22 protein-coding genes are annotated in these 24,055 nt (G+C 63.4%); 10 read left to right on the forward strand and 12 right to left on the reverse strand.

Annotation, left to right across the window (positions count from 1 at the left end; translation table 11 throughout):
- Window positions 1–56 precede the first annotated feature (56 nt).
- From tssG to D0Y85_RS12255, 7 genes are all read right to left on the reverse strand, one after another.
- The gene (tssG, locus tag D0Y85_RS12225) at window positions 57–1,148 is read right to left on the reverse strand and encodes a type VI secretion system baseplate subunit TssG (protein ID WP_117310662.1); all 1,092 of its coding nucleotides are present in this window, start codon (window positions 1,146–1,148) and stop codon (window positions 57–59) included.
- Window positions 1,112–2,947 carry a type VI secretion system baseplate subunit TssF gene (gene tssF / locus D0Y85_RS12230; protein ID WP_117310663.1) on the reverse strand — a complete coding sequence of 612 codons (1,836 nt, stop codon included), beginning with the start codon at window positions 2,945–2,947 and terminating at the stop codon, window positions 1,112–1,114. Before tssF ends, tssG begins: the two co-directional genes overlap by 37 nt.
- Complete coding sequence (gene tssE / locus D0Y85_RS12235; RefSeq protein WP_117310664.1) at window positions 2,947–3,435, reverse strand: type VI secretion system baseplate subunit TssE; 489 nt, start codon at window positions 3,433–3,435, stop codon at window positions 2,947–2,949. The genes tssF and tssE overlap by 1 nt, the downstream gene beginning before the upstream one ends.
- Window positions 3,436–3,560: 125 nt before the next feature.
- Entirely contained in the window at window positions 3,561–4,058 is a 498-nt protein-coding gene (locus D0Y85_RS12240; RefSeq protein ID WP_006465355.1) for a type VI secretion system tube protein Hcp, read from the reverse strand.
- Window positions 4,059–4,205: 147 nt separating this feature from the next.
- Window positions 4,206–5,696 (reverse strand): type VI secretion system contractile sheath large subunit, encoded by a 1,491-nt coding sequence (gene tssC / locus D0Y85_RS12245; protein WP_117310665.1) that lies wholly within the window; start codon window positions 5,694–5,696, stop codon window positions 4,206–4,208.
- Window positions 5,697–5,699: 3 nt separating this feature from the next.
- Window positions 5,700–6,200: a type VI secretion system contractile sheath small subunit gene (gene tssB / locus D0Y85_RS12250; RefSeq protein WP_117310666.1), complete on the reverse strand. Its 501-nt coding sequence runs from the start codon at window positions 6,198–6,200 to the stop codon at window positions 5,700–5,702.
- A 30-nt stretch (window positions 6,201–6,230) separates the two neighbouring features.
- Window positions 6,231–6,836 carry a tetratricopeptide repeat protein gene (locus tag D0Y85_RS12255; RefSeq protein WP_240329234.1) on the reverse strand — a complete coding sequence of 202 codons (606 nt, stop codon included), beginning with the start codon at window positions 6,834–6,836 and terminating at the stop codon, window positions 6,231–6,233.
- A 254-nt stretch (window positions 6,837–7,090) separates the two neighbouring features.
- On the opposite strand from D0Y85_RS12255, the gene tssJ reads away from it, so the two are divergent.
- The 10 genes from tssJ (at window position 7,091) to D0Y85_RS12310 (ending at window position 19,469) form a co-directional block, all read left to right on the forward strand.
- A complete protein-coding gene (gene tssJ / locus D0Y85_RS12260; protein ID WP_275897126.1) occupies window positions 7,091–7,714 on the forward strand; it encodes a type VI secretion system lipoprotein TssJ in 624 nt (207 codons plus the stop codon).
- 212 nt (window positions 7,715–7,926) lie between these two features.
- The gene (gene tssK / locus D0Y85_RS12265; protein ID WP_117310668.1) at window positions 7,927–9,261 is read left to right on the forward strand and encodes a type VI secretion system baseplate subunit TssK; all 1,335 of its coding nucleotides are present in this window, start codon (window positions 7,927–7,929) and stop codon (window positions 9,259–9,261) included.
- The gene (gene icmH / locus D0Y85_RS12270; RefSeq protein WP_205420709.1) at window positions 9,258–10,052 is read left to right on the forward strand and encodes a type IVB secretion system protein IcmH/DotU; all 795 of its coding nucleotides are present in this window, start codon (window positions 9,258–9,260) and stop codon (window positions 10,050–10,052) included. Before tssK ends, icmH begins: the two co-directional genes overlap by 4 nt.
- A gap of 10 nt (window positions 10,053–10,062) precedes the next feature.
- Window positions 10,063–12,816, forward strand: coding sequence for a type VI secretion system Vgr family protein (locus D0Y85_RS12275; protein ID WP_240329236.1), 2,754 nt, complete (start codon window positions 10,063–10,065; stop codon window positions 12,814–12,816).
- A complete protein-coding gene (locus D0Y85_RS12280) occupies window positions 12,809–14,428 on the forward strand; it encodes a hypothetical protein (protein ID WP_117310670.1) in 1,620 nt (539 codons plus the stop codon). The genes D0Y85_RS12275 and D0Y85_RS12280 overlap by 8 nt, the downstream gene beginning before the upstream one ends.
- Before the next feature lie 2 nt (window positions 14,429–14,430).
- Window positions 14,431–15,540, forward strand: a complete 1,110-nt coding sequence (locus tag D0Y85_RS12285; RefSeq protein ID WP_117310671.1) for a hypothetical protein — start codon at window positions 14,431–14,433, stop codon at window positions 15,538–15,540.
- A gap of 63 nt (window positions 15,541–15,603) precedes the next feature.
- Entirely contained in the window at window positions 15,604–16,698 is a 1,095-nt protein-coding gene (locus tag D0Y85_RS12290) for a hypothetical protein (RefSeq protein WP_117310672.1), read from the forward strand.
- A 164-nt stretch (window positions 16,699–16,862) separates the two neighbouring features.
- Window positions 16,863–17,912, forward strand: coding sequence for a PoNe immunity protein domain-containing protein (locus D0Y85_RS12295; RefSeq protein WP_117311927.1), 1,050 nt, complete (start codon window positions 16,863–16,865; stop codon window positions 17,910–17,912).
- Window positions 17,913–18,604: 692 nt separating this feature from the next.
- The gene (locus D0Y85_RS12305) at window positions 18,605–19,081 is read left to right on the forward strand and encodes a hypothetical protein (RefSeq protein WP_162887667.1); all 477 of its coding nucleotides are present in this window, start codon (window positions 18,605–18,607) and stop codon (window positions 19,079–19,081) included.
- 82 nt (window positions 19,082–19,163) lie between these two features.
- Window positions 19,164–19,469: a hypothetical protein gene (locus tag D0Y85_RS12310; protein ID WP_117310674.1), complete on the forward strand. Its 306-nt coding sequence runs from the start codon at window positions 19,164–19,166 to the stop codon at window positions 19,467–19,469.
- A gap of 49 nt (window positions 19,470–19,518) precedes the next feature.
- Here D0Y85_RS12310 and D0Y85_RS12315 read toward each other — a convergent pair whose 3' ends face one another.
- The 5 genes from D0Y85_RS12315 to lldD all read right to left on the reverse strand — a co-directional run bounded on the left by D0Y85_RS12315 (window position 19,519) and on the right by lldD (window position 24,055).
- Window positions 19,519–20,385 (reverse strand): hypothetical protein, encoded by an 867-nt coding sequence (locus D0Y85_RS12315; protein WP_117310675.1) that lies wholly within the window; start codon window positions 20,383–20,385, stop codon window positions 19,519–19,521.
- 130 nt (window positions 20,386–20,515) lie between these two features.
- The gene (locus D0Y85_RS20990) at window positions 20,516–20,791 is read right to left on the reverse strand and encodes an SMI1/KNR4 family protein (protein WP_275897127.1); all 276 of its coding nucleotides are present in this window, start codon (window positions 20,789–20,791) and stop codon (window positions 20,516–20,518) included.
- 5 nt (window positions 20,792–20,796) lie between these two features.
- Window positions 20,797–21,120 (reverse strand): SMI1/KNR4 family protein, encoded by a 324-nt coding sequence (locus D0Y85_RS20995; RefSeq protein ID WP_275897128.1) that lies wholly within the window; start codon window positions 21,118–21,120, stop codon window positions 20,797–20,799.
- 92 nt (window positions 21,121–21,212) lie between these two features.
- Window positions 21,213–22,919, reverse strand: a complete 1,707-nt coding sequence (dld, locus tag D0Y85_RS12325; RefSeq protein WP_117310676.1) for a D-lactate dehydrogenase — start codon at window positions 22,917–22,919, stop codon at window positions 21,213–21,215.
- Complete coding sequence (gene lldD / locus D0Y85_RS12330) at window positions 22,916–24,055, reverse strand: FMN-dependent L-lactate dehydrogenase LldD (protein WP_117310677.1); 1,140 nt, start codon at window positions 24,053–24,055, stop codon at window positions 22,916–22,918. Before lldD ends, dld begins: the two co-directional genes overlap by 4 nt.

A 24,055-nucleotide genomic window follows, 5' to 3' on the forward strand; every position in this document is an offset into this window, starting at 1 on the left:
GCACTCCTTGCTGGAACCGTTCGGGAGCCGATGGCAGCAACACCACCGGCACAGTGTCATTGCAGCGTGTGGATGCCATAGGTGGTGTCCTCACGCGGGGTGGATTGGGGCGCGGTGCACAGGTAGCTGTCCCAGCCCAGGCGGACACCGCCGCCCGCACCGAGTGAACTGCCCTGCACATCCTCGCCACGCAGGACCAGGCGTACTTCGTATTCGAGGATGCCGCCGGTCAGCAGCGACAACCACTTGGAGAGCGCTTCGGCGGCACTGCCCCCTGGCAGGAATGCATCGAACTGGTCGCGGCGCAGGGGGCCGATGCGCAGCCGCAAGCGCAGGTCGCGCTGCCATACACGATCACCGGCCAGCGCGCTGGCACCCAGCACGGCATTGGCTTGGCCCAGCCGCGTCGCCTGGCCGGACGGAACCCGGTACCACGCGCCCACGAACTGCTCCAGGTGCAACGGCACCTGGAAGTAATCCGACAGCACGCGCTGCATCAGTGCCGCCGACACCGGCCGCTGCCGAACCGCACCGGCGTAATAGGCCACGGCCTGGTCGAAGATCTCGCCTTCACCTTCATGCAGCCGGTCGCGCAGCTCGCTCATGCCCATGCCAAGCAGCGACAGCACCAGCGGCAGGAAACGCTCGCGCCGATCCAGCTCGTACTGCAATGCAAGGCGATGTTTCTTCCATGCGGCGTAGTGCAGCGATACCGCGCGGGTGGAGAAGATGTCCAGGAACGCGCGCGCCGTGCGGTCGCGCTGGTAAAGCTCACGCAGCTGCAGCGTCTCGGTGTAGTGCAGCGGCAAGGCACCGGCAGTACCGAGCAGGCCCATGAACTGCGGTGTCAGGTGGACCTCGGCCAGTTCCTCGCCGTGCAGGGCCTGCTCGATGGCCTCACGGTCCTGCAGCCACTCACCCTTGAGCGAATACACCCCTGCCTCGGCCGACAACTCGGTGGCCGGGAACCCGAGCGACAGCGAGTTGCGGAACCGCACGCGCATCGGCACCGCCTGGCCGGGCTTGACGCCCTGTCGCTGGAACACCTGCTCAAGCAACCGGACCGCCTGGAAGAACTGGAAGCGGTGCGGTTCGGTGAGCAGCTGCTGGGCTACGCCAGGATCGATTCGCCGCTGCGCGCTGGGCATCGGACGATCTCCTCCCCGCTGTCGCCGGAAACCAGCACCAGTCGGGTAAAGCTGTTGGCATGCACGTAGAGTGCGAAGAAGTGGTCCATCACCTGGGCGAAGGCAGCCACACCGGTACCCACGAAATGGGCTTCATTGATGGTCAGGCGGATCTCCAGGCCGCGAACCACCGAGGCGAACTGGCGGCCATGCATCCAGGTGGTCACGGGCGTCTGCTGCAGCTCGAGGATGCCATCGATCTGGCGCGCCGAGACGTTGCTGCCAGACAGGTCGTAGAGGCGCAGCATCTCCTTCAGTGCGGGCAGGCCACTGGCGGTCAGCGAAAGCTGATTCAACGACAGATGCGAGATCAGCCGCCACTGGGCATTGCGGCCGTGGCGGAAGCGCAGGGGCTTGGTCGGCTTGCGAAGCAGGCTGATCGCCTTGGCCGGGCTGCCACCCTCGATGTTCAGGTCGCCGCCGGCCACGCCGAAGGCGAGCTGGTTGGGCAGGTCCCGGTTGCTGCAGGTCAGTTCCAGGCTGACCGTATCGGTCTGCGGCAGCACCGGATTGAACGACAGGTCGACGAAGCTGATCTCGGTCTCGAAACCCGGGCTCTGCCGCGCAATGTCTTCGTCACGACGCGCCACCCAGTACTGGCCGGTGCGCTCGGGGTCTTCACCGTGGTGCAGCGAATAGAAGGGGCGGAAGGCCTGGATCAGCTCACCCTGCGGTGTCTGCCGGATGCGATGCACAGAATCGATTGAATGCACTTCATAGGCGAACGCGCGACGTGCATCGGCCAGCACCGGATAGTTCACCGTACGATGGGTGACACGGATCGGCTCGCCACTGGTGCGGAACAGGTTGACGATCGGCGTACAACCCAACCGCACGTTGTGAACGCCCAGTTCGTCCAGCACCATCATGTTGCCGCGATCCTGGCCCTGCGCCTGCAGCACCAGATGCAGGGTGAAACGGCGGCTGGCACCGGCGGTTACCGACGGCAGGTGCAGGTCGACGAAGCCGAACTTTTCCGGATAGGCGAACAGCTCGGTCAACAGGCGGTAGGCAGGATGCGAGCGCGCCGGGAAATCGATCAGCGCTTCGTCATCGGCGAACCCGACCGCGCTCAGCGGCACCTTGTCCAAGCGCCGCCAGCGACCGTCACCATCGGACTCGACATACGCCGCTTTCACGCCCAGCAGCAGGGCATCGCGCAGGGCCGCGCGCACTGAAGGCTCGCCGTCGAGGAACAGCCGCAGATGGTCGGTGCCCAACTGGTGGAAGCCCAGCTGGTCGGAGAGCAGCTGGAATCCCATCGAGATCTGGCCGCCGGTCCCTGCCGGCAGCGTCGTGGCCATCGGCGCATCCGCGACGCCGCGGTACACCACCTGCTGCACGCCGACAGGCGCCAGCACGACATCGTAGGCAGTGCGGAAGTCGCACGGCACGCCGCGCACAGGGCGGCTCTGCAGCGCAGTGCCGCGCGGCACCCGCACCGGCGCGCTCAGCTTGGATGCCACGCCATCCAGATCGAAATGGGCAATCGAACAGGACGGAAATGGCCGCAGGTAATGCGGATACAGCACATCCAGCAGCGCGTCGGTGAACTCAGGATAGTCGTCTTCGATGCGCTTGGACACGCGCGCGCTGAGCAGCGCGAAGGCTTCGATCAGGCGCTCGACATGCGGGTCCTGGCTCCCTTCGGCGGAGAGCTGCAGGCGACCGGCGATCTTCGGATAGCGTTCGGCGAACTCGCGCCCGTAACGGCGCAGGTAGCCCAGCTCGCGTTCGTAGTAAGGCAGCAGGTCCTGCATCAGGCGCCCTGCGTGCGACGTGCGCGGGTGACCTGGTACTGCAGGGTCGAGGGCTGCAGCATCGCGTCGAAGCTGACCGGCTCACGCGCCGGCTCCAGGTCGAGCAGCGCATGGATGGTGAAATGCAGGCCGCCGGCGAACTGGTTGCCGGCGTCCAGATGTACGTTGACGTTGCGCAGGCGCCGCTCATGGCGGGCCACGGCCTGTTCCAGCGAGCGGCAGATGGCAGCGCGGTCGTAGGCATTGGCCAGGCTCATCGCAGAGAAGTCGGCCAACCCGTAGGTCAGCAGCGATTGCCGGCAATTGGGGAATTCCTTCATGTCACCTTCCTGGAACGCGGCGCGCGAGTTCAGCAACCCCTCCAGGTCACGTGCGATGGATTCCTTGTACTGCTCAAGCGATACGGACTTGAATACCTGCCCGGCCCCTGGCTGCTTGGGGGCGTCGTCGAACAGTTTTTCCAGCAGGCTGGGTTCGAGTCCCTTCATTGATCTTCCACTCAGGTTCGGCATCCGTGCGGGCGGCAGCGGTGCAGCAAAGGCAGGGCCGTTCCTGGCCCCGCCCGGCGATCAGACTGCGATGGCGCACGAGGCGCCATCGCAGTGACACAACATCACACGGTGTAGTTCGGGATGTTCTTGGTTGCGCTCCACTGCGCCACGGTCTTGCCACCAACTCCGCCTTCCGGCTTCTGCTGCTGGTAAGTCCACTTGATGGCGCCGAAGCTCAACTGAACAACTTCCTGCGGCATGCCTTCCTTGTCCACCGTGGTGGTGACGCGGTGGACCAGCACGTTCAGCAGCTCGACCGTGTAGTAATTGATCGCGTTGCCGTCCTTGTCGGCGCGCATGAACTGGATCTGCGCCTTCGGGAAGGTGGTGCCGTTGGAGGCAGCCTGGTTGAGGGCCGTGGAGGCGAGGTCGATCGACTTGGTGATTTCGATCGGGGACAGGTTCACGCGGGCAGCGGTGGTGCCGCCGGAGGTCGACGCGGTGGCCGAACGCGGCTGCAACAGATCCTGCGAGAACGACTGGATTTCAATCCAGTCCTTGTGCTTGTCGTCGTGCGACTCGCCCTTGATGGTGTCAATCGAGAGGAAAGCGTGCTGCATATCTGGTCTCCTAAATTCCGTTCTTCCGTGAGATTTGATGTGCCAGGCGCGGGCCTGGCGGTTAAGGGGGGCTACGCCCTCTTGAAATAAGCGTCACTGCAATCCGGGGAGCGGACTCCCCTGGACGCTTCAGTTACAGCAAATCGTTTACGACTTTTTTGCGGACGCCGGCAGTTCGGCGACCAGACGCAACGAAACAGACAGCTCATCGAGCTGGAAATGCGGCCTGATGAAGGCCACCGCGCGGTAGACACCGGGCTTGCCCGGCACCTCCGAAACCTGCACAGAAGCTTCACGCAGCGGGAATTGCGCCTTGGCTTCCTGCGAAGCGTTGTCGTCCAGCAACACGTACTGGGCAATCCAACGGTTGAGGAATTCCTCGACGTTGCCCGCCGAAGCGAAGCTGCCGATCTTCTCGCGCATCATCGCCTTGAGGTAATGGGCGATACGCGAGACCGCGAAGATGTACTGCAGCTGGGCAGACAGGATCGCGTTGGCATTGGCCGAATCGGTGTTGTACTTCTTCGGCTTCTGTGCCGACTGTGCGCCAAAGAATGCGGCATAGTCGGTATTCTTGCAGTGCACCAGCGGCATGAAGCCGAGGTCACTGAGTTCCTTCTCACGACGGTCGGTGATGGCCACCTCGGTGGGGCACTTCAGCGCCACTTCGCCGTCGTCGGTACGGAAGGTGTGAGTCGGCAGATCCTCGACCAGACCGCCGCCTTCCACGCCACGGATGGCCGCGCACCAGCCGAAGCTTTCGAACGCCTGGGTCAGCCGCGCACCCATCGCATAGGCGGTGTTGCACCACAGGAATTTGCTGTGGTCGGCCGCTTCGATCTCTTCGACGAAGTTGAAACCTTCGACGGTGGTGCCGTCCTTGGGGTTGTACGGCAGGCGCCCCAGGAAGCGTGGCATGGTCAGGCCAACGTAGCGGCTGTCCTCACTCTCGCGGAACGACTTCCACTTGGCGTATTCGACCGTATCGAAGACCTTGGCCAGATCGCGCGGCTTGCCGAGGTCGGTGAACGTCTCCAGGCCGAACATGCCTTCGCTTGCAGCGGAGATGAACGGTGCATGGGCCGCGGCAGCGACGTGCGACATCTGCTCGATGAAGTACATGTCCTCCGGCTGGCGACCGAGGAAATAGTCACCGATCAGGGCGCCGAACGGCGCACCACCGAAGGTGCCGAATTCCTCTTCATAGACCTTCTTGAACAGCGCGCTCTGGTCGAAGTCGATGGCCGACTTGAAATCCTTGACCAGATCCTTCTGCGGCGAATTGAAGACCTTGATCTTCATGTTCGGGCCGGTGGAGGTCTGCTGGCACAGGTAGTGCAGCCCGCGCCAGCTGCCTTCCAGCTTCTGGAACGCCTCTGCATGCATGACCGCGCTGAGCTGCTCGGAAATGATCCGGTCGATCTCGGCGATGCGGGCATCAAGGGTCAGGTTGAGGTTGTCGGAGACCACCACGGTACCGTCCAGGACTTCCTTCGCCAGTTCGGCGATGATGTCCTTGGCACGATCGTGCTCGGTCTGCGACTTGGCGACCTTGCTCTTCTCGACGATCTGGTCGAGCAGGCCCACCTCTTCGGCGACGGCGGCCTGGGGGGCCAGTTGGCTGGCTTCGGCTGACATCGATCAGTCCTCCTTGGTCACGCCGAGCTTCTTGAGCTGCTCGGTGTTGTTGAGCACATCGGTCAACAGATCTTCCAGCTTCTCGTTGCCCGCCAGCTTGTTGCGAAGATCGGCCAGCTTGGTGCGCGACTCAAGCAGGCGCCGCAGCGGCTCGATCTGCTGCACCACCGCCTCGGGGCGGAAGTCGTCCATGGAGTTGAACTTCAACTCGACGCCAAACTCGCCGCCATCGTCGCTGATCTTGTTCGGCACGCGATAGACCGCACGAGGCGCCACGCCTTCCATCACTTCGTCGAAGTTGTCCAGATCGACGTTGACGAACTTGCGATCCTTGACCTTCGGCAGCGGCTGCTCCGGATTTCCACTGAAATCGCCCATCACGCCCACCACGAACGGCAATTCCTTCTGCTCGATCGCGTCACCCTTCTCCACATCGTAGGTGAGCTGGACGCGCGGCGGGCGGATCTTCTGCAGCCGCTTCTGGATGCTTTCCTTCTTGGCCATGAGTGTCTCCTGACTGGGGCCGGTTCCGGATCAGTTGCCGATGTTCTGGAACGGATCGGCGTTGTTCGATCGGGCAGCGGGCTTGGCCGGCTGGGCGGCGGGCTGCGCGGCAGGCTGGGCTGCGGCGCGGCTGCCACGGCTGCGGGTGCGCGGGGCCTTGGGCTTGGGAGTGGGATCGAGAATGGCATCACCCATGGTGTTGCGCAGGGTGGTGGCCAGGGTCTGCGCTTCCTTGCGTGCGGTATCCGAAGCCAGTGCACCGCGCCCCTGCAGACGGGTCAGCGACTGGTTGGCCACACGGAAGCCGGCCACGGTGATCACGCCATCGGCAACGAGATCATTCGGATCACGTTGGAGCACTTCCTCGGCAGCCACGATCGCGCGGGCATACTGGCCCTGGTCGAACTGCAGCTGTGCGATGCGCACCCACGGTTCCTTGCGCGTCGGGTCGGCCTTGGCCGCCTGTTCGAACGCACTGATCGCTGCATCGGCACCGCCAGTGGTGACCTGCGCTTCGGCTTCGCTCAGCGTCGTTTCGAACGGCACGACCTCGGCCTTCTTCGGCGCCGATGAGCAGGCCGCAAGGCCCGACAGCAACATCAGTGCGAACATCGGCCGGTACACAGCCTTCCCCATTGCCTTCACTTCCATAGTGATCCCTCGTCGAAATTGGTTCCTCAAGGAAACAGAATCTCCGCCGCTACAACGCACGGGATTCCTGCCCCTGTCCGGCGGCAGTGTACATTCGCGAATACGCGTCGGTATAGTGGATTTCGTCAAGAAAACGGCGAATCTGATAGACACAATCTTCACATCCCAATGTGATACCCGCGAGCAGAAAACACTCATACGCTCAATTTTCGCCCCGCCCTCGAGCCGACCGACCGCACATGAATGCGCAACTCTTCTCATTCCAACGCGTGATATCCGTCACGATTTTGTCTCTGATCATGACCATGTCCCTGGCAGGTTGCGCCAGCGACAGCAAGCTGGGCAAGGCAATGGACAAGACTCTCCAGGCAGTGGGCATCCGCGAGGACAAGCCCGAAGCGCCTCCCGTCATTCCGCTGCGCCTGTATGCCGGCAGCAACCTCAACGCCGGCAACGACAAACGCGCCACGGCTGCCGTGGTCAAGATCTACCATCTGCGCAGCCTGCAACGCTTCGAGCAGGCGCCCTTCAATGCATTCCTCGACCAGGCCGGCGAGCAGGCTGCACTCGGCGCGGACCTGCTTTCGGTCAACGAAGTGGTACTGACCCCCGGTGCCCGCCAGGAATTGTCCGAACAGCTGAGTGAAGGAAGTGCAGTGCTCGGCGTTGTCGCCCTGTTCCGCGCGCCGGCCGAGAACCGCTGGCGGCTCGCGTTCGATACCAAGGGCAAGACGCTGCCACAGGATGGTGTCACCATCGGCGTCCACGCCTGCGCGTTGACCAGCGACAGCAAAGCGCTGTTGACACGCATTTCCGGTGATCCGGGCAGTCTTGCATCCATTCGTTGTGCGGGTTCGAAGTAGTATCGCGCCGGAATTCTGGCACTGGATTTCATCGATGCGATAGTATCCCCCGGTGCAGCGATCGCCCGATGCATTTGAATGTGCGATGCGAATCACACTTTCACATTACTGAAACGGCTTGCGCCGCTGCGATCGCGAGGAGCGCGGAACGGCCTCCAACAGCGACTTTTTCAAGCTATTTCCAAGGATAGAACGTGGCTTATGTAAGCAGGATGTCGAAGGTTCTCTGGGGGGAAGGCCTGTTCCTGCGTCCCCAGCACTTCCAGCGTCAGGACGCCTATCACGAAGCACGGCTGCAGGATCTCTCTCAGACCCTGCACCCCTACGCATGGGGCGCACGCCGGGTGCGTTTCGATCCCCATGCACTGTCTGGTGGCACGCTGCGCCCGCTCGACCTGTCGGCCGTGTTCCCCGACGGCGAGAGCTATGACGCGCCCGCACACGACAGCCTCCCCGATGCCGTTTCGCTGCAGGAGCTGCCGCCGGGCGTCCAGTCCACACTGGTCTACCTGGCACTGCCGCTGCTGCGTGATGATGGCGCCAACTGCGCCGACGCTGAAGGCACGGTACTGGCGCGCTATCGTCAGGCCAACCGCGACACCCAGGACCTGTTCACCGATGCCGTCGAAGCCGAGCTCGCGTTCCTCAGCAAGGCAGTGAAGCTGCTTACCGACGACCAGCCGCGCGATGCCTACGCCACGGTGCCGATCGCGCGCGTACGACGCACCTCCAGCGGTGGCTTCGAACTGGACGATGAGTACATTCCACCATGCGCCCAGTTGCAGGCATCGCCGTTCCTGCATCGCGAGCTGCGCGCGGTGCTCGATGCGCTGCAGGCCAAAGTGGATGCGTTGTACGGGCTGCACCGGCAGACCTCGCAGAACATCATCGAATTCCGTTCTGGCGACATCGCCTCGTTCTGGCTGCTGCACACGATCAACAGCTCCTTCAGTGCGCTGGCCCATCTGCTGCACCATCCGCAGCTGCACCCCGAGCGCCTGCACCAGGAGCTGCTGCGCATGGCTGGCGCGCTGCTGACCTTCTCCAACGCCTACCAGCTGGGCGACCTGCCGGTGTATCGCCACGATCAACCGGAAGCCTCGTTCCGCAAGCTGCTGGAGATCGTACGCGCCCTGCTGGATACCGTGATCTCCACGCGCTATTTCAAGATCGCGCTGAACGAGATCAAGCCGTCCTACCACCTCGGCCGGCTCGATTCGCAGCGCATCGACGGCAATGCCTCGTTCTACCTGTCCGTGTCCGCGTCGCTGCCGGCGCAGGAGCTGATCCAGAGCGTACCGGTGCGTTTCAAGGTCGGCGCGCCGGACGACGTGGAAAAGTGCGTACTGTCCGCGTTGCCCGGCGTGAAGCTGACCCACGCCGCGCAGGTGCCGGCAGCAATCCCGGTGCGTCCTGGCAGCCATTACTTCGAGCTCGACGCGCGTGGTGCGCTGTATGAACGCATGCTCAAGGCGCAGTCGGTGATGATCTACGTGCCGGCCGGCATTGCCGAACTGAAGATGGAACTTGTGGCGGTGACCTCATGATGAACTCTCCCCTGCCCCCGACCCCGGGCCCGATGCCGTCGCTGACCGCCAACGGCGCGATGGTCAACCCGACGCCGCAGGCGGCCAATCCGCAGAGCCTGCAGGACCTGATGTCCGACGGCTTCTACCTGCTGCTGCTGCTCAAGCGCGGCCAGTTGCCGCACGATGCCGAGAGCTTCGTGCAGACGGTGCAGAAGTTCCTTGATGGCGTGGAACGCAATGCGATGCGCCTGGGCGTGGCCTCGGAAGACGTCTACGCGGCCAAGTACGCGTTCTGCGCTGCGGTGGACGAGGCGATCCTGTCGCAGCCTTCACCGCTGCACGAAACCTGGGAACGCAACCCGCTGCAGCTGCGCCTGTTCGGCGAGCATCTGGCCGGCGAACACTTCTTCGACCGCCTGGAAGAACTCCGCCGCCAGGGCGCCGCGCGCCTGCCCTCGCTGGAGGTCTACCACTACTGCCTGTTGATGGGCTTCGAAGGCAAGTACCGGCTGGAAGGCACCGAGAAGCTGGGCTACCTGACCGCCCGCCTGGGCGATGAGATCGTCTACCTGAAGGGCAAGCGCCATGGGTTCGCACCGCACGCACTGCCGCCGGACAACGTGCGCCACAGCCTGCGCCGGGTGGTGCCGTTGTGGCTGCCGGCGGTAGTGGTGGGCTGCTTCGGCATCGTGGCCTTCTTCGGCGTGCGGACCTACCTCGGCCACGAAACACGCCAACAGCTGGCCGCCTACAACGACGTGGTGCAGATGCCCGAGCGCACCGCCCACATCACGATCACCCTGCCATGAGCCTGATGATATGGACATCCCAAGCTCCTCACTGCTCGCATCCCTCGCTTCGCTGTCCCATCGCGAACGCCTGATCCAGCTGAAGGGGCCTGATGACGGCCTGGTGGTCGAGCGCTTCGAAGGCATCGAATCGGTCTGCGGCGACAACCGCCTGCAGATCGACTGCCTGTCCACCGACGCGTTCCTGGACCTGGAGCCGTGGCTGGAACAACCGTTGACCCTGCAGCTGCGCCAGGCCGACGGCTCACTGCGGCAATGGCACGGGCTGTGCACCGAGGCCGCGCAGTTGGGCAGCGATGGCGGCCTGGCCCGCTACCGGCTGATCCTCGAGCCGTGGACGGCGCTGCTGCGCCTGCGCCGCAATGCGGTGATCTTCCAGGATCTGGATACCCGCGCCATCTGCGAACAGATCTTCGCCGACTACCCGCAGGCGGTGTTCCGCTTTGACGTGCAGGCCGATCTGCCGGCACGCGCGATCACCACCCAGTACCGCGAAACCGACTGGGCCTTCGTCACCCGCCTGCTGGCCGAGGCCGGCCTGGCCTGGCGCATCGAGCAGGCACAGGGCGATGAGGCCGGGCATACCCTGGTGGTGTTCGAGCCGGGGGCCGAGCTGCCCGACGCAGGCCGCGTGCGCTTCCACCGCGCCGACATGGCCGAGGCCAGCGATGGCATCACCGCCTTCGCCGAGCGCCAGCAGCTGGTGCCCAACGCCAGCACCGTGGCCAGCTGGCACAGCGAGCAGGTCGGTGCCGTGGCCGCGCAGTCCAGCGCCGAGGCCGGCAGCCTGCCCGCCCTGGAAGTCTACGTGCAGCCGCGCGCCGGCCGTTTCGCCCAGCCGGGCTGGGCCGACGCCGAAGCACAGGCACGGCTGGACGCGCTGCGCGTGGGCCAGGTGCTCTACAGCGGCGGCGGCAGCGAGCGCCAGCTCGGTGCCGGCAACACCTTCACCCTGGCCCAGCACCCGCAGCACGAAGGCCAGGCCTTCCAGCTGCTGGCAGTACAGCATGTGGCCCTGAACAACCTGGACCAGGGCATCGCCGAGCTGCTGGGCAGCACCGGGCTGGAGCGCGGCGCCTACCGCAACCGGTTCCTGGCCACCGGCGCCGGCGTGCCGCTGCGTGCCCTGCCGCAGGACCGGCCAACCCTGCACGGTCCGCAGACCGCGCGCGTGGTCGGCATCGCCGACACCGCGGTGACGCCCAACCGCGAGCACCAGGTGCGCATCCAGTTCGGCTGGCAGCGTGGCAGCAAGCCCAACCCCGGCGGCCTGACCGATACCGGCAGCGCCCAGCACGGCCATGCCCCCGGCGACCACACCAGCGGCAGCTGGGTGCCGGTGGCCGAATGGGTGGCCGGCCCGAACTGGGGTACCGCCTTCCTGCCGCGCGTGGGCAGCGAAGTCCTGGTGGAGTTCCTGCACGGCGACATCGACCAGCCGCGCATCACCGGCCAGTTGTACAACGGCGAGGTCGCCCCGCCCTTCGGCGGCGGCATCGACGAGAACGCCCGCCACCCCGGCGTGCTCAGCGGCCTGCATACCCAGGCCCATGACGGCAGCGGCACGCAGCAATGGGTGATCGACGACACGCCCGGGCAGCTGCGCACCCGCCTGCACAGCTCGCTGGCCGACAGCCGCCTGGAGCTGGGCTACCTGATCGCGCACCAGGACACCGCCCGCGGCGCGCTGCGCGGCGAAGGTTTCGAACTGGCCACCCAGGGCTGGGGCAACGTGCATGCCGGCGAAGGCCTGCTGCTGTCGGCCAGCCTGCAGGCGCGCGCGGCGTCCACGGTGATGGACAACGCCAGCGTGGTGGCGCAGTTGAAAGGCGCCGAGCGCAGCCTGGAACAGATGCAGCAGACCCTGGCCCAGCAGCAGGTGCCGGGGCTGGCCGAGTACCAGCGCACCAAGCAGCTGCGCGAGCAGATCGACCCACAGGCGCAAGGCCGCTTCCAGGGCGAGGTGAACGGGCAGAGTGCGATGAAACCCGGCAGCGATGGCCGCAGCCCCGGTGATCAGCCGGTGGAACGGCTGGGCAAACCGCTGCTGCTGGCCGAGGCGCCGCACCATGTGGTCTGGACCACGCCGGCCAGCGCGGTGGCCTACGCCGGGCAGAACCTGCAGATGACGGTGCAGCAGGACCTGCACGTCAGCGCCGGTGAGACCATTGCGACCGTGTCCGGCGAGCATGTCTCGCTGTTCGCGCAGAGCGGTCCGCTGCGGGTGATCGCCGCCAACGGCCCGGTCAGCCTGCAGGCCAACGACGGCGAACTGGAGCTGCTGAGCGATCAGGCGCTGACCATCACCGCCACTGACGACCGCATCGACGTGCTGGCGCAGACCAAGGTAGTGCTGCAGGCCGGCAGCAGCGCGATCACGCTGGAGGGCGGCAACATCACCTTCAGCTGCCCGGGCGAGTTCAAGGTGAAGGCGGGAGAGCATCCGTTCATGGGGGGAGAGAGCTTCGCCCCGTTCATTCCTCCGCTTCCTGGAGGACTCCAGAGCATTCCCGACTGGATCGCATTGGACTATCGCGACGTGGAGACGCTGCAAGCCATGGCAGGCACCCCTTATGAAATTCACTTCAAGAACGGCTCAGTCATCAAGGGAAAGCTGGACGATGCCGGCAAGGCCCATCACGAGCCCATCCCGAAGCAGGAAGTGGAAAAGGTCGTCTACGAACCTCGCCAACCTGATCCGGAAGACAAGTGGCCCGACCTGGAGCTGATCGCCAATCCCCAACAGGATCCTCGCCATGGGTGATCCACGCGCCGATCTCCCCAACCAGGCAGCCCCCGTTTCACTCCAGCAGCTTCGCGAAGCCCTTGCATTCATCAGCGAGCAGTACAAGAGCGCTGTCGATGGCGGCAAGAATGTCTTCGTATGGCTGTGGGAGTCGATCCAAGGTGACTTCAACCAGGAGCGCACCACCGGGCAGATCGTGTTCGACACTGCCATTTCCATGATTCCCGGTGTAGACCAGGTCTGCGATGTCCGCGACATCATTGCCAACTGCAAAGAGATCAACGAGGACAAGAGCAACTCCTGGGCATGGATCGGACTGGTCCTGACCCTCATCGGCCTGATCCCTACCCTCGGCTCCCTGCTGAAGGGTGTACTGAAGATCTTCTTCCTCTTCGTCCGCCGCCTCGGCCTGAACCACCTTGTGCGTGCTGTCGATGAGGCCATGAGTTGGGTCATCACCCTTCTGCGCCGGCGTGAAGTTGCCAAGTACTGGAAAGCCATGCGCTGGGATCGCGTGTTCCATGAGCTGGCGAAGCAGACCCGCATCGTGCGTGGCTTGGTGACCAAGGCAGAGCTGTTGAAGGCCTTTGATCGTGCAGTGCTGCTGATGCGCAACCTCTTGGGCAAGGTTGCTGACATTCCGCTGGTGGGCAGTCGTGCGCAGGCAACGATCGACCTCGTCGTTGGCATCCGCAAGATCGCCGACAACTACATCGGTGAGGTTCTCGCGCCCGTACAGCGAATCCTTGACACGATCATCAAGCGCCTCGAATTCGAAGACATGGTGCAGCGCCGTGGCATCGTCAACGCGGGCAACTTCCACTTCACCGGTACGCTACCCGAGGCACATGCGGTGACGTTGATGAAGCGGATCGATCCGTCGCCGTCGTGGCTTGGCAAGGGAAAGCCGACAAAGAATATCCCGCTGGAGGTTTCCGACTATCGTTCGCGTGTCGATGCAATGGCAGCAAAGGGCTTCCCAAAATTGACCGATGGCCAGATCGAGAGCTTCGCCAAAGGCATGCGCGCCGATACGATCAAGGGGCCCGCCAAGCTGTATCGAGTGGTCTCACCGGCGAACTTCAGCGCAGGCGCGGACTGGGTTAGCGAGGAGGTCTTCAATACGATCATGAAGTCAGCCAACCCGAGGGCCACATGGCGAAAGTACCTGGCAGTCTGGCCTGACTGGAACCCCAACGGACAATTCGTGATCTATGAACTCAAGGCAGGCGAAGAGTTGAAGGTATGGCGTGGCCCAGCCTCTGCGCAGACAAAAGACACTCTGTCGGGCCATTACCTCGAAGGAGGCTACGAACAGATCAAGTTCGATGCTGCCTTTGAATACGATGCCGTCGGCACCCCAGGAAAGAGAACTCTGGCCGACAGCTCGGAGTACTACGCGGTCAATGAAACGAACGGTGCCATGACCAAGAGCAGCATGACCTATGACAAGTGGAAGCTGCTGCCCCCGCATGAGCAGGTGAAGTACGTCAGTCTCCGGACCGAGATCAATAATCCTCGCATTCTTGGCCCCCTCGACACAGGTTGGGGGACCACCGATTTTGGCACTCAATTGAACGATGTGAAGCTGGGCCTGCCAAACATCTCTGGTCAGAAACTGAACCGCTGAATATGAAAATCCAATACCTTGAACTGAATCCTTGGCACAAGCGGCAAGCCGCCCTCATCCATCATTTCACCTCGATGGAGTACCTGAAGGCCCTGCTGCCGCAGATCGACAGCCTTCTGGCCCTGACCGACCAGATCCTCGATGAGCGCTCGCATCTGGATACGGCAGGAAGAGCCTTGGCTGGCTGGAGCTCCCAAAATACGGCATCGCACTTTTCCACCTATGCCTACCCTGCACTGATGGAATTTCGAGAGGCTGTTGTCGAGAGCATCGCCCTGCGTTCAATTGAGCGCTACCGCCGGGCCGGCGAGCACCAATGCTCTCGTATGCTGGAGGAGTACGCCTACCAGATGGCATGGGCGACGCCGGAGCAGGAAGCATTGTTCCGCGAAACTGCAGAAAAAGTATTCAGGTATGCCCGCGAACTCTCCGGGCTAGTCGCACGCCCGCCCGTCAAGAATGATTTTTCATTCTGGCTGCTCTGGAACAAGGGCGTGATCAGCTCGCATCGAATTCCAAAATTCCGCATCCGCACCGACATTGTCGTGCGAACCAATCAAGTTCCGCCGCGCACTGGCATCTACGTCGCGAAAGACGATCCCATGGCCTCTCTTCAGTTTGCATGGACAGGGGGATACGGAGAATTGTGCCCGGCCATGGCCCTCAATGATGTTGGACGAGCAGTTCTGAAGCACATCGGTCGCGAGGGACTGTGGGGAGATACCGAGGCCCTGTATCGCTTCCTCGATGCAAACCGGCACATGGACCCCTATGGTTGGTCCGACACCCAAGCCGATGTTGCCGAGGTGGCACCGTCAGTGATCGCCGGTTCCTCCTTCGATCTGCAGGATTGCGAGTGGCATTTCGTCGAACCCGTCCCCGATGAGTTCGAGGACATCGACGGCAGCTACATTGGCACGGGTCGACAGGATCGTCGACCGGATCGAGTCGCGGCTGGCAAACCGGTACCTGTGGCGGGCTGGTGGTACACGCCTGCCCAGGGCAGCCGACGTTACTTCAAACAAGGCGATGTCTTCCCCACGATCAACAGCGACTGGGGCGATACCTTCTGGATCTGGGCCCAGGATCAGACGCCGCCGACGATGGGCTGAAGCACACCTCATCCCCCACCCTGCTCTTTCTGGAGCTGCCCGATCAGAAGCATGCCGCCCCCTATGGAACTGAATCCGTGGCACAAGCGCCAGGCCGCCCTCATCCATCATTTCACCTCGATGGAATACCTGAAGGCCTTGTTGCCGCAGATTGACAGCCTTCTGGCCCTGACCGACCAGATGCTCGATGAGCGCTCGCATCTGGATGCGGCAGGCAGAGCATTGGCCGGCTGGAGCTCCCAAAATACGGCATCGCACTTCTCGACGTACGCCTACCCTGCACTGATGGAATTTCGTCAAGGCATCGTCAAGGACATAGCGCTGCGCTCAATCGAGCAGTATAGCGTTGCCGGCGAGCGCCAATGCGCTCGTATGCTGGAGGAGTACGCCTACCAGATGGCATGGGCGACGCCGGAGCAGGAAGCATTGTTCCGCGAAACTGCAGAAAGAGTATTCAGGTATGCCCGCGAACTCTCCGGGCTAGTCGCACGCCCGCCCGTCAAGAATGATTTTTCGTTCTGGCTGCTCTGGAACAAGGGCGTGATCAGCTCGCATCGAATTCCAAAATTCCGCATCCGCACCGACATTGTCGTGCGAACCAATCAAGTTCCGCCGCGCACTGGAATCTACGTCGCAAAAGACGACCCTATGGCGTCACTTCAGTTTGCATGGACCGGTGGACACGGAGAGCTATGCCCAGCCATGACCCTCAATGACGTTGGAAGAGCGGCTCTGAAGGAGGTTGGACGCGACGGACTGTGGGGAGATACCGAAGCGCTGTATCGCTTCCTTGATGCAAACCGGCATCTGGATCCTTATGGTTGGTCCAACGTCCAGGTCGATATGGCGAAGCTGGCACCATCACAGATTGCCGGTGCGTCCTTCGATCTGCAGGATTGCGAGTGGCATTTCGTCGAACCCGTCCCCGATGAGTTCGAGGACATCGACGGCAGCTACATTGGCACGGGTCGACAGGATCGTCGACCGGATCGAGTCGCGGCTGGCAAACCGGTACCTGTGGCGGGCTGGTGGTACACGCCTGCCCAGGGCAGCCGGCGCTACTTCAAACAAGGTGATGTCTTCCCCACGATCAACGGCGACTGGGGCGATACCTTCTGGATCTGGGCCCAGGACCAGACGCCGCCGACGATGGGCTGAAGCACACCTCATCCCCCACCCTGCTCTTTCTGGAGCTGCCCGATGCGAAGTACGCCCCCCTGTATGGAATTGATGCCCTGGCACAAGTGGACGGAAACGCCCCGAGCGCGGAGATCGCGCTGCTGACTAACGTCCTGACATCCGCTTCTGAAGTGAGACCCCGCATGCAGCTTGAAAGTCCTGATTGGAAGAAGTGGATGGCCCGCAGGGTCAGTGAGGATGGCTTCGAACACCGACGAGAGCCCAATCAGCGCTACGGCACCTATCTTGCTCAGTTCAAGGACACTGTGAGCGGTATTGCCATGGTTACCTTGGATCTGCCAAAACATGCTGCGAAGGCAAGAAAGTCCGGCCTGATGATGTCCACACAGCAACGTCTTTGGGACACGCTGGACTTCATGAGCCTGCAGTACTCAGCAGGTGCGCCAATTGACCAGCTTGCTGAGATCTGGCCATACGCTATGCAATGGGCAGAAGAGTATGGATCCTTTGACAAAGCTTATGATGACTCGCCTGAGAACACTTCAGGTGAGCGTATTCCCCACGCCCCCCTGGTCAGCGAAAGCTACTGGATCGTTGCCCTGCGGATGGTGTGCTTTGGAATTCTTACAGGCAATGCCAACGACCTGCCGCGTGTGATGGCATTCCTGGACTACGTCAACGCCGAACTAGGCATCCACGACGGCCTGCTGGAACGATTGGTCGCGCCGTGGGCTCCAGGTAGACCCATCCCCGATACGGCAACCCGCCATCTGCCCTACCGCAAGCTGTTCAAAGTCTTCGATGCCACGCCCGACAAGCGCCCGGCGCTGATGGCGCCCTACCTGGACGAGTGGTACCACGCCAGCCGACGTGAACCCTACATCGACCAGCACGGAGAAGGCGATATCTCCTTCTACGGGTATTGGTCCTGGGAGGCCGCAGCGACCACCATCGTTCTCGGCATCGACGATTCAAGCTATCGCGACATGGCGTTCTATCCCAAGGATCTTGCTGACTACGCCCGACAAGCTACATCAGCGACAGCCGACGAAACGCGCATCAGCCGTGTTGCCGCTGGCGAACTGTGCCCCCAGGATGGCTGGTGGTACACCCCTGCCCAGGGCAGCCGACGTTACTTCAAACAAGGTGATGTCTTCCCCACAATCAACAGCGACTGGGGCGATACCTTCTGGATCTGGGCCCAGGATCAGACGCCGCCGACGATGGGCTGAAGCACACCTCATCCCCCACCCTGCTCTTTCTGGAGCTGCCCGATCAGAAGCATGCCGCCCCCTATGGAACTGAATCCGTGGCACAAGCGCCAGGCCGCCCTCATCCATCATTTCACCTCGATGGATTACCTGAAGGCCCTGCTGCCGCAGATTGACAGCCTTCTGGCCCTGACCGACCAGATGCTCGATGAGCGCTCGCATCTGGATGCGGCAGGCAGAGCATTGGCCGGCTGGAGCTCCCAAAATACGGCATCGCACTTCTCGACGTACGCCTACCCTGCACTGATGGAATTTCGTCAAGGCATCGTCAAGGACATAGCGCTGCGCTCAATCGAGCAGTATAGCGTTGCCGGCGAGCACCAATGCGCTCGTATGCTGGAGGAGTACGCCTACCAGATGGTCTGGGCGACGCCGGAGCAGGAATCCGTCTTCCGCGAAGCTACAGAAAGAGTGTTCAATTATGCTCGTCAACTCTCGCGAATCGTTGCTCGTCCGTCGACCATGGACGATTATATTCACTGGTTTCTCTGGAACGAGGGCGTCATAGACACGCATCGAGTTCCAATATTCCGCATCCGCACCGACATTGTCGTGCGAACCAATCAAGTTCCGCCGCGCACTGGAATCTACGTCGCAAAAGACGACCCTATGGCGTCACTTCAGTTTGCATGGACCGGTGGACACGGAGAGCTATGCTGCTGCTTTCGCGCAGCGAGCAGACAGTGCAGGCGCAGGGCGACGAAGAGCCGCTGGATCAGATTACGCTGCGTGCGGAACTGTTCCGGCGCGCCGATGAGGCGACCCCATGGGCGTCGCGCTGGAGCGTGGACGATCCGGTCCAATGCGAAGGCCTGGACCTGGACGCCGGCTATTTCCTGGATCAGGTAGCCGCAACCGACCTGGACAACGATGGCCGCGCCGAGTTGACGTTGGCCAGCCACAGTTTCTGTGGCGGCGGGGTGGACCCGCAGCAACTGCGCATCGGCCTTCGCCAGGGCGAGCAGTACTACGAAGTGCGTGGCGAGTCGCTGGTGCAAGTGGAGGGCGACGAACCCTTCGGTGGCGAGCGCCAGGACGATCCCGCATTGGCATCGGCTGCGCCAGCGCTGCGCGCGCACGTGGACAGGGTCTGGGAGGCGATCAAGCGCGGCCACGCCGGCGCGCCGTGAACACCGTGTCTTGATCCAACGCATGCCGCCAGTTCAGAGGCGGTGCTATGGTGGCGCCATCACGCCCCCTGGAGCCTTCCCGATGATCCGACTCGCCCCTGCCCGCCTTGCCCTCGCCGCCCTCGCGCCCCCCCTGCTGCTGGCCGCCTGTGTCAGCACGCCAGGCCCGCAGGTAAAGGGTACCGGCCACTGCGATGCCAGCCAGCTGGGCTGGGCCATCGGCCAGCCCGCCAACGAGCCGAACATCCGCCGCCTGTCCAGCGAAAGCGGCGCCGGCATGGTCAACCCCATCGGCCCGGCCACCATCACCACCAAGGACATCCGCCAGGACCGCCTGCGCGTGTTCGTGGACAAGGACAACGTCATCACTGCCACCCGCTGCGAGTAAGCGCGTCACGGGCGTTGCTCAGAGCCGGGCATGCGCCCGGCTCCATGGTTCAGGGCTCGGTGTAGGCCGAGCACTCCGGCAGCGGCCGGTCCGGTTGGTACGCCCCTGACGTGAAGCGGAAGGTACGCGTGTAGCTGCATTGCGCATCCTGTTCGGTGCGCAGGTCCTTCTTCGTCAACCGCCCTTTGGCCAGCGAGTCTCTCTGCGGTGATGCCCCGGCCGGATAGTTGGTGGCCCCGGTCTGGTAGCGCAGTACGGGCATGTCCTGCGCTTCGGTTGCCAGCGCAAGTTCCGCATCGAAGCTGTACTCGTCATGGCAGGCGCCGGCACGCTGATCAAAATCGCGCTCGCTGAAACAGGCCCGGATCATCTTGTTGGCCGACCACGCAACGGACAGCACGTCGGCGTCCACCTGGATGCCATCGTCGAGATGACGGATGCGCGCCAGGTGCAGGGTCGATGCGCTGGCACCGCCGCCGGAATACATCGCACGGGCCTCCACCAGACCGCCGACAAGCACGTTCTGCAATGCGGCCTGTTGTGGATCGGCCACGGCCTGGGCTGCCCCGGCGCCGGGAGCCAGGCGCACGATGAAGGGCCAGACCCGCAGGTCGCCATCGTCAACCACGTCGATGGGCACGTAGCGCATCTGCGGCTCGCCTTCAGCATCCGCGCGCTCGGCAACTTCCAGCGAGGCCGGCTGGCCTTCACCCGCTGAAGGCAGGGCCTGCACGCACCACTGGCCATCAGCAGTGCAGTAGCGCTCCGGGCCGTCCGGTCCCTGCCCTCCCTGCAGCAATAGCGCTTCAAGTCGGTTGCCTGCGGCATCGTATTGAACGGGTGCGGCAGCCTCCGCAAGCAGCGGAGCGGACAGCAGCAGCGTGCTCAGCACGGTGCGAATAGTCGTTCTCTGCATCGCAATTCCTGCGCATCGGTGCGTGCCTAGGGAACCCGGATGATAACGCAGAGAAGAACGGGCTCCCCGAATCAATTTCCGATCACGTCGCGAGCAATGCAGGGAGCCATCAAGAGAGCGAAATCCAAGGCTATCCGCTGATGCTACGCAGAATCGCGGGAGGAGCAAAACCATCATCGGCCATGGACTGCAGGTCGCCGTCATTCCAACGCGACTGTTGGATCCACTCCAAGGCCTTCGCCACAAAATCATCAAAAGTACGTGCGAGAAGATATTTCGTATCTTCGTCGGCGCCAAATGAAATCATCTGGCCCTCAGCCCCTCCCGCATCCGGATCGAAGTCCAGGCCCATATGATTTCCACCACCATCATGCGTGAGCGGTATCCAGCGCGCATTCGAGTACATGGGCTTCACCACCCCAGGAGGGCTAGCCCCATGAACTCAGCGCAGTCTTCGTTCATCCCGTCAGCCTCGATCTCCCGCCATCCCTGCCAATGTCGCTGGATCTCCGCTATCGAGAGCATCTGATTTCCGAAAAGAAGCCCTAACCCATCCTGTCCGTCGTGAATCATCAGCATCTGCTTCAGCAGATCTGGCAGAACAACTCCCAGCTTGGTCTCCAGTCCAATCAATTCACTTTCGGAAGCTCCTGGCCGTAGCTGCATCTCATCCAGACAGTTCTTCTCGAAAAGCGACGCTTTGATGGAAACCCATATTTCATTTGCGCTCTGCATCGATCCTGTATCCGTCTAAGGCAAGGGCTCAGGCTAGTGCCAAGGCGATGAGCCTGGAATACAAAGAATCCGAATTTTCGACGAGTTCACCATCAATGCCCGTCGCAGCCGCAGCTGCCCCAGCCTCTCGCCTTCGACGTCTGGCCGATACCGGGGTTGAAGGTATTGCTCGGGTCCAGCGTGCGGTAGAAGCCGGCCAGCGCCGGCTTGGCCGGATACAGGTGGCCGACGTTGTGCTCGGCCGGGTATTCCGCGCCGCGCTGGTCCAGCAACGCCCACATCGCATGCTCGATGGCCATCGGGTCCTCACCCTTGCGCGCGATGTAGTCCTGGTGGAACACATGGCACAGGAAATGGCCGTAGTACAGCTTGTGCAGCAGGCGCCCATCGATATCGGCCGGCAGCTGCTCGAACCAGTCGGCGTCGTCCCGGCGCAGGGCAATGTCCAACGCCACGATGTCCTGCACCTGGTCGCGATGCACTTCGCGGTAGCGCACCGCCGCACCGGCCACCGCGAAACGATGCAGGAAGGCCTTGCGTCCTTCGTCCGCCGTGCAATGGAAGTAGCCGCCTTCGTGGTCGTTGAAGAAGCCGCGCAGCCAGGCCTCGGTGGCAGCCGCATCCTGTGCGGAAACCTTCAGCAGCAGATGATGCTCGTAACGCTGGCGGAACTCGCCCATGCGCTTGGGCAGGTGCGAGGGCAACAGGCCGGTCAGCGCCTGCATCACGCGGTCGGTGACACCGCGCAGGCCCAGCCGTTCGAACCAGCCATCAACCCGGCTCTTCAGTGCGAATGCGGCCGGAACGCGCGCGGTACCGAGCGTGTCGATCAGCAGGAAACTGTCCTTGCCGTAGCGCTCGCCGATGTCATACGCATCACGGTGGATGTACTCGCCGGCGATGGGCAGGCGCTCGAAGCCGGTCAGCAGCTGGCGGCGGATCGCGGTGAGGCTGTCGGTGCGGTTGCTGCCGATATAGAAGAGCTCGGCGGCCTCCTTCTCGAAGGTGTCCAGGCGCACGGCGAACACCGCCAGCTTGCCGGCAGATCCGGCAGCCTCGAAATGGCGGCTGGGGTCGGCGTTGAAGCGTGCCGGGGTATCGGCATCGACCTTGCGCACTTCCTCGGCGTAGCGCGGATCGGAGGCGGCGCGGCCATCACCGTCGCTGACATCGGCAGCGCTGTAGTCACCGCTCTGCAGGCGTTGCAGGATCTGCTCGGGCGTATCGCCCAGCGCGATGCCCAGATGGTTGACCAGCTGCAGCTCCCCCCGCACATCGACCTGCGCATACAGCGCCAGTTCGGTATAGGCCGGGCCACGGCGCACCAGCGCGCCACCGGAGTTGTTGCAGATGCCGCCCAGCACCGAGGCGCCGATGCACGACGAGCCGATCACCGAGTGCGGTTCGCGGCCCAGCGGCGCCAGCGTCTGCTCCAGCCGGTCCAGCGTCGCGCCGGGCAGGCACAGCACCTGGCGGCCTTCGTTCAACAGCTGGATGCCGGTCAGGCGCAGGGTGCTGACCAGCACGATCGGCCGGCCGTAGTCATCGCCGTCCGGGGTCGAGCCACCGGTCAGGCCGGTATTGGCCGCCTGCAGGATGATCGCGGCCCCGCCCTGCACCGCGGCCTGCAGCACGTTCCACAATTGCAGCAGCGTGCCCGGGCGCACCACCGCCAGTACCGGGCCGTCACCGAAGCGGTAGCCGCGACGGAAGCGACGGGTGGCCTTGTCGCCGGTCAGTACGTGGCGGTCCCCCACCGCGGCACGCAACTGTTCCAGCACCTTGTTGCGATCAGTCATGGCAGGCGCACCAGCGAATCACGGCCGATGTCGGCGATGCGGTGCGCGCCGGTCAGGGTCATCGCCACGCGCATTTCCTTTGCGATCAGGTCCAGCAGGTTGGCCACGCCGGCCTCGCCCTGCGCGGCAAGAGCGTAGACGAACGCGCGGCCCAGCAGCACGGTGTCGGCGCCCAGCGCCAGCATGCGCACCACGTCCAGGCCGGTGCGGATGCCCGAATCGGCGAGGATCTTCAGGTCACCCTGTACGGCGTCGGCGATGGCCGGCAACGCCCGTGCGGTGGACAGCACGCCATCGAGCTGGCGGCCGCCATGGTTGGAGACCACGATGCCATCGGCGCCGAACGCGACCGCATCACGCGCATCGTCCGGGTCGAGGATGCCCTTGATCACCATCGGGCCTTTCCAGAACTCACGGATCCACTCCAGGTCCTTCCACGAAATGGACGGATCGAAGTTGCTGCCCAGCCAGCCGATGTAGTCCTCCAGGCCGGTCGGGTTGCCACGGTAGGTGGAGATGTTGCCGAGGTCATGCGGGCGTCCGCGCAGGCCTACGTCCCACGCCCAGCACGGATGGGTGATGGCCTGGCCGATGCGGCGCATTGCAGCGTTCGGACCACTCATGCCGGAGTGTGCATCGCGATAGCGCGCGCCCGGCACCGGCATGTCGACAGTGAATACCAGGGTGGTTACACCGGCCGCCTGCGCGCGCTCCAGCGCATTGCGCATGAAACCGCGATCGCGCAGCACGTACAGCTGGAACCACATCGGGCGCTGGATCGCCGGGGCGACTTCTTCGATCGGGCACACCGACACCGTGGACAGCGTGAACGGAATGCCGCGGCTGTCGGCTGCACGCGCGGCCTGCACTTCGCCGCGACGGGCATACATGCCGGTCAGGCCGACCGGTGCCAGTGCCACCGGCATCGCCAGTTTCTCGCCGAACAGCTCGGTTTCCAGGCTCAGGTCGGACATGTTGCGCAGGACGCGCTGGCGCAGCGCGATGTCGGACAGATCGGATACGTTGCGCTTCAGCGTGTGCTCGGCGTACGCGCCACCATCGATGTAGTGGAACAGGAACGGCGGCAGCCGGCGTTGCGCTGCGGCACGGTAATCGGTGGAGGCGGAGATGATCAT

The organism is Stenotrophomonas sp. G4 (assembly GCF_003428825.1).
Lineage (GTDB): Bacteria > Pseudomonadota > Gammaproteobacteria > Xanthomonadales > Xanthomonadaceae > Stenotrophomonas > Stenotrophomonas indicatrix.

Coding starts and splice junctions, on each gene's coding strand:
- tssF (WP_117310663.1), bottom strand. CDS start 2,947: ATGCAGGACCTGCTGCCTTACTACGAACGCGAGCTGGGCTACCTGCGC.
- tssG (WP_117310662.1), bottom strand. CDS start 1,148: ATGCCCAGCGCGCAGCGGCGAATCGATCCTGGCGTAGCCCAGCAGCTG.
- D0Y85_RS12285 (WP_117310671.1), top strand. CDS start 14,431: ATGAAAATCCAATACCTTGAACTGAATCCTTGGCACAAGCGGCAAGCC.
- lldD (WP_117310677.1), bottom strand. CDS start 24,055: ATGATCATCTCCGCCTCCACCGATTACCGTGCCGCAGCGCAACGCCGG.
- D0Y85_RS12255 (WP_240329234.1), bottom strand. CDS start 6,836: ATGGGGAAGGCTGTGTACCGGCCGATGTTCGCACTGATGTTGCTGTCG.
- dld (WP_117310676.1), bottom strand. CDS start 22,919: ATGACTGATCGCAACAAGGTGCTGGAACAGTTGCGTGCCGCGGTGGGG.
- icmH (WP_205420709.1), top strand. CDS start 9,258: ATGATGAACTCTCCCCTGCCCCCGACCCCGGGCCCGATGCCGTCGCTG.
- D0Y85_RS12310 (WP_117310674.1), top strand. CDS start 19,164: ATGATCCGACTCGCCCCTGCCCGCCTTGCCCTCGCCGCCCTCGCGCCC.
- D0Y85_RS20995 (WP_275897128.1), bottom strand. CDS start 21,120: ATGCAGAGCGCAAATGAAATATGGGTTTCCATCAAAGCGTCGCTTTTC.
- tssC (WP_117310665.1), bottom strand. CDS start 5,696: ATGTCAGCCGAAGCCAGCCAACTGGCCCCCCAGGCCGCCGTCGCCGAA.
- tssB (WP_117310666.1), bottom strand. CDS start 6,200: ATGGCCAAGAAGGAAAGCATCCAGAAGCGGCTGCAGAAGATCCGCCCG.
- D0Y85_RS12280 (WP_117310670.1), top strand. CDS start 12,809: ATGGGTGATCCACGCGCCGATCTCCCCAACCAGGCAGCCCCCGTTTCA.
- tssE (WP_117310664.1), bottom strand. CDS start 3,435: ATGAAGGGACTCGAACCCAGCCTGCTGGAAAAACTGTTCGACGACGCC.
- D0Y85_RS12275 (WP_240329236.1), top strand. CDS start 10,063: ATGGACATCCCAAGCTCCTCACTGCTCGCATCCCTCGCTTCGCTGTCC.
- D0Y85_RS12290 (WP_117310672.1), top strand. CDS start 15,604: ATGGAACTGAATCCGTGGCACAAGCGCCAGGCCGCCCTCATCCATCAT.
- D0Y85_RS12295 (WP_117311927.1), top strand. CDS start 16,863: ATGCAGCTTGAAAGTCCTGATTGGAAGAAGTGGATGGCCCGCAGGGTC.
- D0Y85_RS20990 (WP_275897127.1), bottom strand. CDS start 20,791: ATGTACTCGAATGCGCGCTGGATACCGCTCACGCATGATGGTGGTGGA.
- tssJ (WP_275897126.1), top strand. CDS start 7,091: ATGAATGCGCAACTCTTCTCATTCCAACGCGTGATATCCGTCACGATT.
- D0Y85_RS12305 (WP_162887667.1), top strand. CDS start 18,605: ATGCTGCTGCTTTCGCGCAGCGAGCAGACAGTGCAGGCGCAGGGCGAC.
- D0Y85_RS12240 (WP_006465355.1), bottom strand. CDS start 4,058: ATGCAGCACGCTTTCCTCTCGATTGACACCATCAAGGGCGAGTCGCAC.
- tssK (WP_117310668.1), top strand. CDS start 7,927: ATGTCGAAGGTTCTCTGGGGGGAAGGCCTGTTCCTGCGTCCCCAGCAC.
- D0Y85_RS12315 (WP_117310675.1), bottom strand. CDS start 20,385: ATGCAGAGAACGACTATTCGCACCGTGCTGAGCACGCTGCTGCTGTCC.